The 6,235-nt window shown below is 43.9% G+C and carries 6 protein-coding genes; 4 read left to right on the top strand and 2 right to left on the bottom strand.

Annotated features, from left to right (window positions below; all coding sequences use genetic code 11):
• Positions 1-422 precede the first annotated feature (422 nt).
• Positions 423-3,290 (bottom strand): bifunctional [glutamate--ammonia ligase]-adenylyl-L-tyrosine phosphorylase/[glutamate--ammonia-ligase] adenylyltransferase, encoded by a 2,868-nt coding sequence (gene glnE / locus RH96_RS11925; protein WP_010201282.1) that lies wholly within the window; start codon positions 3,288-3,290, stop codon positions 423-425.
• A gap of 469 nt (positions 3,291-3,759) precedes the next feature.
• On the opposite strand from glnE, the gene tusD reads away from it, so the two are divergent.
• The 4 genes from tusD to RH96_RS11905 all read left to right on the top strand — a co-directional run bounded on the left by tusD (position 3,760) and on the right by RH96_RS11905 (position 5,346).
• The gene (gene tusD, locus RH96_RS11920; RefSeq protein ID WP_010201281.1) at positions 3,760-4,221 is read left to right on the top strand and encodes a sulfurtransferase complex subunit TusD; all 462 of its coding nucleotides are present in this window, start codon (positions 3,760-3,762) and stop codon (positions 4,219-4,221) included.
• A 67-nt stretch (positions 4,222-4,288) separates the two neighbouring features.
• Entirely contained in the window at positions 4,289-4,612 is a 324-nt protein-coding gene (locus RH96_RS11915; RefSeq protein WP_010201280.1) for a DsrE family protein, read from the top strand.
• 54 nt (positions 4,613-4,666) lie between these two features.
• Positions 4,667-4,996, top strand: a complete 330-nt coding sequence (locus RH96_RS11910; protein WP_010201278.1) for a hypothetical protein — start codon at positions 4,667-4,669, stop codon at positions 4,994-4,996.
• A gap of 14 nt (positions 4,997-5,010) precedes the next feature.
• Positions 5,011-5,346 carry a TusE/DsrC/DsvC family sulfur relay protein gene (locus tag RH96_RS11905; RefSeq protein WP_026037337.1) on the top strand — a complete coding sequence of 112 codons (336 nt, stop codon included), beginning with the start codon at positions 5,011-5,013 and terminating at the stop codon, positions 5,344-5,346.
• A gap of 94 nt (positions 5,347-5,440) precedes the next feature.
• Here the strand turns inward: RH96_RS11905 and RH96_RS11900 are convergent, their stop codons facing one another.
• Positions 5,441-6,010 carry a tRNA (cytidine(34)-2'-O)-methyltransferase gene (locus tag RH96_RS11900; RefSeq protein ID WP_010201269.1) on the bottom strand — a complete coding sequence of 190 codons (570 nt, stop codon included), beginning with the start codon at positions 6,008-6,010 and terminating at the stop codon, positions 5,441-5,443.
• Positions 6,011-6,235 lie beyond the last annotated feature (225 nt).

Below are 6,235 nucleotides of genomic sequence, written 5' to 3'. Positions count from 1 at the left end.
TCTAGGGTAGACAATTTCGCCATGTATTGGCAAAAAATAGCCTTGCCCTGAAAGGCTGATGCTAAAATCACCCCAAACGTTGTTGTAAACCTAGCTAAGGTCTCGACATTATCGTCGGTTTACGCCTAGTTTAGGACGATTTTAGCGATCAGCAGTCCTAATATTTGAATATTCAACAGACCCTAACAGTATTGATCAACATCGTATGATAACACTACAGCGTCAATTTTTATTGCTTAAAACACAGCATTATTATGACCAACGACTGACAGTGTTATGATAATGTGCGACCGATTATATCATTGGCCATGCTGGCAAATGCAAGGTTTTAGTTTGTGCTTAGGTGGCTCTTGTTGATATTAAAATATTGAATTTGAGCACATTGCCTTATTATGAGCAGACGATAAGTAAAGAAGTTACTATTATTTTTGCTGTGCTGATTCTACACCCATAAGGTGTTGCCACTGCGCTTGTACTAATGCTCGCGTCTCTTGCCATAGCGACTCATCAACGAGTAATGACTGCTCTGATAATGCTAACTGATGGGTGGCAGCGCGTATCCTTAGATAGGCATCGGTCAACTCCTGACATACTTGAGATTGCCAAATACCAAGCAAAGCAACCTCTTCAAAAATACGCACGTTGTCACTCCACTTAGTCAAGCTTGGGTATTCATGCGAATAGGCCAGTACCGCGAACTGTGCCAAGAATTCAATATCGACAATACCGCCTGCATCTTGCTTGAGATGAAACTTACCGGCCTGTTGCTGCCATTGATTGGTGCCCAAATGCTTTTGCATTTTTATACGCATACTAGTGACTTCACTACGCACCTGATCTAACGTGCGCGGCAGTGCCAATACCTCCCGGCGAATATCACAAAAGCGTGCCGTCACTCGCCTGTCGCCGCAAATCGCTCGAGCACGCACCAGTGCTTGATGCTCCCATGACCACGCTCTATCCATCTGATAGGTTTCAAAGGCATGATATGACACAACCATCATGCCAGCATTACCTGACGGCCGCAGGCGCATATCAATCTCATATGCCCTACCATCACGTGTTTGAGTATTGAGATAATTCATTAGCTTTTGCACCAGACGTGCGGCAAACTTCATCCCACTTACTGACTTCTCGCCAGTGGTCATGCCTTGCTCTTTTATTTTATGTAAGAAAACCAAGTCCAAGTCTGAAGAATATGACAATTCTAACCCGCCAAGCTTGCCATAACCGATAATCGCAAAGCCGCAGTCCGCTTCAGTGACCGGATCACCATCTTGGCCAATGGGATAACCATAACGGTTGACGATCTCAGCAAAGGCGCGCTCTAGCGCTGCTTCTAGTACTACTTCAGCAATATATGTCAATGAGTCCGATACTTTCATTATCGGACGTTCAGCCAATACATCACTAGCCGCGACAGCCAATACTTGGTTCTTTTTGAACAGTCGCAAAACGCTTAGTAGCTCTTCTTCATCGTTAGGCTCGACGCGCAATAACTGCTGACGCAAAATATCACGTAGCTCACGCTTATCTGGCAAATGGCGATAGCGCTGCTGCAAAAAAGTATCCAACAACACAGGATACTGCGCCAGCTCTTTTGCGATCCAAGGACTGGCTGATAGCATCGGTATCAGCTCAATGGTGGCATTGGGATTTTCTGCAATCATGACCAAGTAGATAGAACGACGACAAATGGCCTCAAGTAATGAAATCAGTCGTGGCAAAGCAGTATTGGCCAGCTGCTGCTGTTCTTGATGAGCAAGTAGCGCATGGACAATCACAGGATAAGCATCATCCAAGCGCTCTCTGGCCTCATCACTCAAGTTAGCGACCATTTTTGACTGCCAAAATTTCTGTAATAACTCACGATTGCCTTTTGTTAATACTTCGTCTAAGCGCGCAATCTGCTCTTCTAAATGTTCTGGCTCTAAATCGGTATCGTCATTATCAGGTACTTGGCGCTCAGTCACCATACGTTCAAACGGGTCATTGACATTGTCTCGATGATGATTGAGCTGGGTTAGTAATGCTTGCCAGTCATCAAACTCTAACGTTATCGCTAGATTATGCTGCCAATAAGGGTCATGTGGTAGTCGCTGAGTCTGCTGATCATTGATCGCTTGAATACCGTGTTCCAAGCGGCGCAAGAACCGATACGCGGCTTGTAACCCCTCATAGGTTGATTGCTCTAGATAGCCAATCTCACGTAATACTTGCATGGCTTGTAGGCAAGGTTTTATTTGTAGCTGTGGATGCCTGCCGCCATAGATCAACTGAAAAGCTTGTACAATGAATTCAATGTCTCTTATGCCGCCCGCACCCAGCTTAATATTATCTAAGTCTTCACGCTGTGCCACTTGGTTTTGAATAAGCGACTTCATCTCCCTCAATGCCGAAAAAGCACTGTAGTCAACATAATAGCGAAAGACAAACGGTTTAATCAGTGCCTGAATCTCATCATAAAATGGCGGCTCTATCTGCCCAACCACACGTGCTTTTAGCCAAGCAAAACGCTCCCAAGCACGTCCATGCAAGGCAAAATACTTTTGTAGAGCAGAAAGGTGAATGGCCAAATCACTTCCATCACCCCATGGGCGCAAGCGCATGTCTACCCGAAAGACAAAACCATCTGCCGTTTTATTATCCAGTAGTTTAATAATCCCTTGACCAAGCCGAGTCATAAAACGCTTGTTGTCTATACTACGAGTGCCCTTCGCTTTGTTACCATTGGTCTCACCGCGCGCTTGATGCACAAATATTAAGTCAATATCGCTCGATAGATTTAACTCATGAGCACCAAGCTTACCCATGGCCATGATTGCCATATCATCGATCTGCACATTGCCTAGCTCATTGACAAAGGTTGGTTCACCGTACTTAGCAACTAAGTGCTGATAGGTATACTCCTTGGCAAATGAAATACAACCATCCGCAAACTCAGATAACTCATCGGTTAATTGCTCGAGGGCAATCATGCCTAGGGCATCTTGCCAAATCCAGCGCATCATCAATAGCATCCGTAAGTTTCGGAGGCCACTCATGACCTTGGCTTCATCAGCAAGTTGGTAATTTTCATCTAGCGTGTAATCTTGGATCAGATCATCAATTTGCTGACGTGTTAAGGTATGATCAAGAGGATAACTGCGTAAAAACGTCTGACACGATGCACTTCGGCGCTGCCAAATCTGATAAGCAAACTCACTTGCCGTTTGCAATACTTGAAGCTGTTCTACGGTAGGCTGATAATCTGTACCATTGTTCACACGTGAGGGCATAGCAGGTAACATAGTGATGAAAACTCCTTACATAGAATGGTAAGACTACGTGAACCTAGCTCATAAGTTTATTGTTTTTTCTTACGAGGCAGTCACAGCATCAAATAATAATACTCAGTGTGCCTACACTTGAGATAAAACCACGTTAAATAACAGTGACTCTATTTGGTTTGCGGCGCTTTATGTTAGCATAAACATCTTTGATAGAGACGACTCACCTCTCTTTTATGATATAACGATATTAGGGCATGTCATCAATTAGCACATGGATACATTTAGTGGTCTTAAAATGATGACACGCCCTAGATGTGACAGTATGATCCGCTGTATGTCGCATTATCAGTATAAACTCCGTTTTCTGTCATGCAAATTTGCACGCAGACGCTATAATAATGTCGTTCAAACTAATTTATACAAAGCATTTATAGCAACTTGGCCGTACTTTTTAAACTCTTATTTATAATATGTGATACTGCGCCTTATGACGACCACTACCCCATTATTACTGATTACTGCTGACCCTAGTCATCCATTGGCACACTTGGCGTTACGTTACGCACGCGCTTACCTAAAGAGCGCAACCAATAATCATGATATTGATGATAATGACAATGATAGTACAGGCAGCAGCGATAATGCTACCACTGAACAACCACTGCTCAATGTCTTCTTTTATGGGGACTCGGCACATATAGCCAATCGATTGCGTTGGCAATCAGCCGATCAACTAGACTTGACCAAAGAGTGGCAGTCTTTGGCTGACCATTATCAGTTGCCCTTGCCCGTCTGTGTCAGCACTGCACTCAGTCGTGGGATTAGTGATAGCGAAAACGGTACTCGCCATCGGCTTGACGGTGACAATTTGGCAACAGGGTTTACGTTAGTGGGACTCAGCGAGCTGGCAATGATGATGCAAAGCAACTGTCGCCTCATACAATTCTAGCAGCGCATTATTAACAGCGACTGCTTTGACGACGACTGCTTGTGACAAACAACTTTTGGAATAAACCATGAAATTATTGATTCAGCTGCGTACACCAACAGAAATGGCAAGCTATGAAGGTTGTGCGCTTGCGCTAACCCTAGCCACATTTGGTCATGAGGTTCAACTGTTCTTAGATGCGCCGGTCTTTGGCTTATTGATGCAATCTGACTCGCGGCTGCATGGCATGATTCAGTCGCTTGAGCTGTATGACATGCCCGCCGCTTGGCTACCTGAGGATGTATTCAGTGGCTGGGTCACTGGTATGTTGCCGACAGATCTGGCATCACAGCTTACACTAGTGCCAGAGGTCATCAACTCACAAGACTTTGAGCAAATCCTGACCTTTTAAATCGCTACAGAATTTAGACTTATAAAATAACAAAGCACGTAATCGGACACTTTTATGGCAACTTTATATCAATTACATAGCAGCATGGACAAGCTCAGACGCAGCACAGAAGAGATATCACGCACTTGGCACACAGGCGACAGCATTCTACTACTAGGCACAACTATCGCTTTTATTGACTGGCTCAATGCTTATTTGAATGACAGTGAGATAGATGGCATTGCAGGTATTTATGCATTAGCAGATGATATAGCGCAGTTAACAGAAAATACCACTAGTAAGCTAAATTTAGAGAGCAAATTGACCCGTATTTTAACGGATGAAGAATGGATCGAGCTGACTCAAGACAGCCAATTTGATAAAGTGGTGACCACTGCATTATGACTATGCCTATACCTATGCCTACTACGATGGCGACAACTGATATCGCCTTAGATCAAGACGGTCATTTATGTGATCACACTATTTGGTCGCCTGCGATTGCGCAGCAGCTGGCAAATACACTGGATATCAACTTGATTGCTGAACATCTAGAAATCCTACAACAGGTGCGCGCCTTTTTTGTCAAATTCAATCACGCACCTGCCACGCGTCCGCTCATTAAATGGCTACAGAAAACCCTGCCTGAGCAGGATATAAGCAATCAAAAGTTGCAGCAGTTGTTTAATACGGGATTGGTCGCGCGTCACGTCAATCGTCTCGCTGGATTGCCCAAACCGCCTAATTGTTTATAGAGTCACACTTTGTTTATAGAGTCACACTGATTGCTATCCAAATTTGGACGTTTAAAACATGACTTCCAATCAGAATCAATAAGTATATCAACCGCTATTTAGGGTCATATACTGTCAGAGTGTCATAACCAACACTGCGCCCTTCATCACCCACAAAACCCTGCTGACGCCATATCTCATACAGACATATCGCCACACTATTGGACAGATTCAAACTGCGTGAATCTGCCAGCATGGGCAAGCGTAACCAATGATCGGCACCAATACTTTCACGAATGTCATCTGCCAGCCCTGCTGTCTCAGAGCCGAAGACTAGGGCGATGTTAGGTGGCGATGTCAGCGCACTTTTTTCACCATCATCACCAGTGACCTGCCCACTAAAATTATAATCATAAAATGGCTTACTCAGCTTGGTAGTCAATGCTGTGATGACATGACAGTCCGATGCTATGAGCGCTTGCCTAGCAGCTGCCCAATCGTCATGTACCTGCAGATGAGCATACTCATGGTAATCCAACCCTGCACGGCGTAGCTTTTTATCGTCCAGCTCAAATCCTAAAGGCTTCACTAAATGCAATTGCGCCCCACTATTGGCACATAAACGAATAATATTGCCAGTATTACTGGGCATTTTGGGTGCTACCAGCACGATATGAATAGTCATTATCACTCCATCAATTGTCTGAATATCATTATTTTAATTCTCTAGCAAATTTTATATCAATAGAACTTGGTGTCAGGCTGGCTTAGTCTACTGTTGTTAGTAGACTCGCTCGTTGTCTTTATATGAAAACTATCTTGAATAGAATATATATATCAAGCGTAATTAAAAGTTACAGTTTACTGGCAAAAATTACATTTTGATACTGGGCACAGATTTTAACTTTCT

The sequence above is a fragment of the Psychrobacter sp. PAMC 21119 genome (assembly GCF_000247495.1).
GTDB classification, from domain to species: domain Bacteria; phylum Pseudomonadota; class Gammaproteobacteria; order Pseudomonadales; family Moraxellaceae; genus Psychrobacter; species Psychrobacter glaciei.
This window is presented reverse-complemented; position numbering and strand designations above follow the sequence as displayed.

Coding starts and splice junctions, on each gene's coding strand:
- RH96_RS11910 (WP_010201278.1), top strand. CDS start 4,667: ATGGCAACTTTATATCAATTACATAGCAGCATGGACAAGCTCAGACGC.
- tusD (WP_010201281.1), top strand. CDS start 3,760: ATGACGACCACTACCCCATTATTACTGATTACTGCTGACCCTAGTCAT.
- RH96_RS11900 (WP_010201269.1), bottom strand. CDS start 6,010: ATGACTATTCATATCGTGCTGGTAGCACCCAAAATGCCCAGTAATACT.
- RH96_RS11905 (WP_026037337.1), top strand. CDS start 5,011: ATGCCTACTACGATGGCGACAACTGATATCGCCTTAGATCAAGACGGT.
- RH96_RS11915 (WP_010201280.1), top strand. CDS start 4,289: ATGAAATTATTGATTCAGCTGCGTACACCAACAGAAATGGCAAGCTAT.
- glnE (WP_010201282.1), bottom strand. CDS start 3,290: ATGTTACCTGCTATGCCCTCACGTGTGAACAATGGTACAGATTATCAG.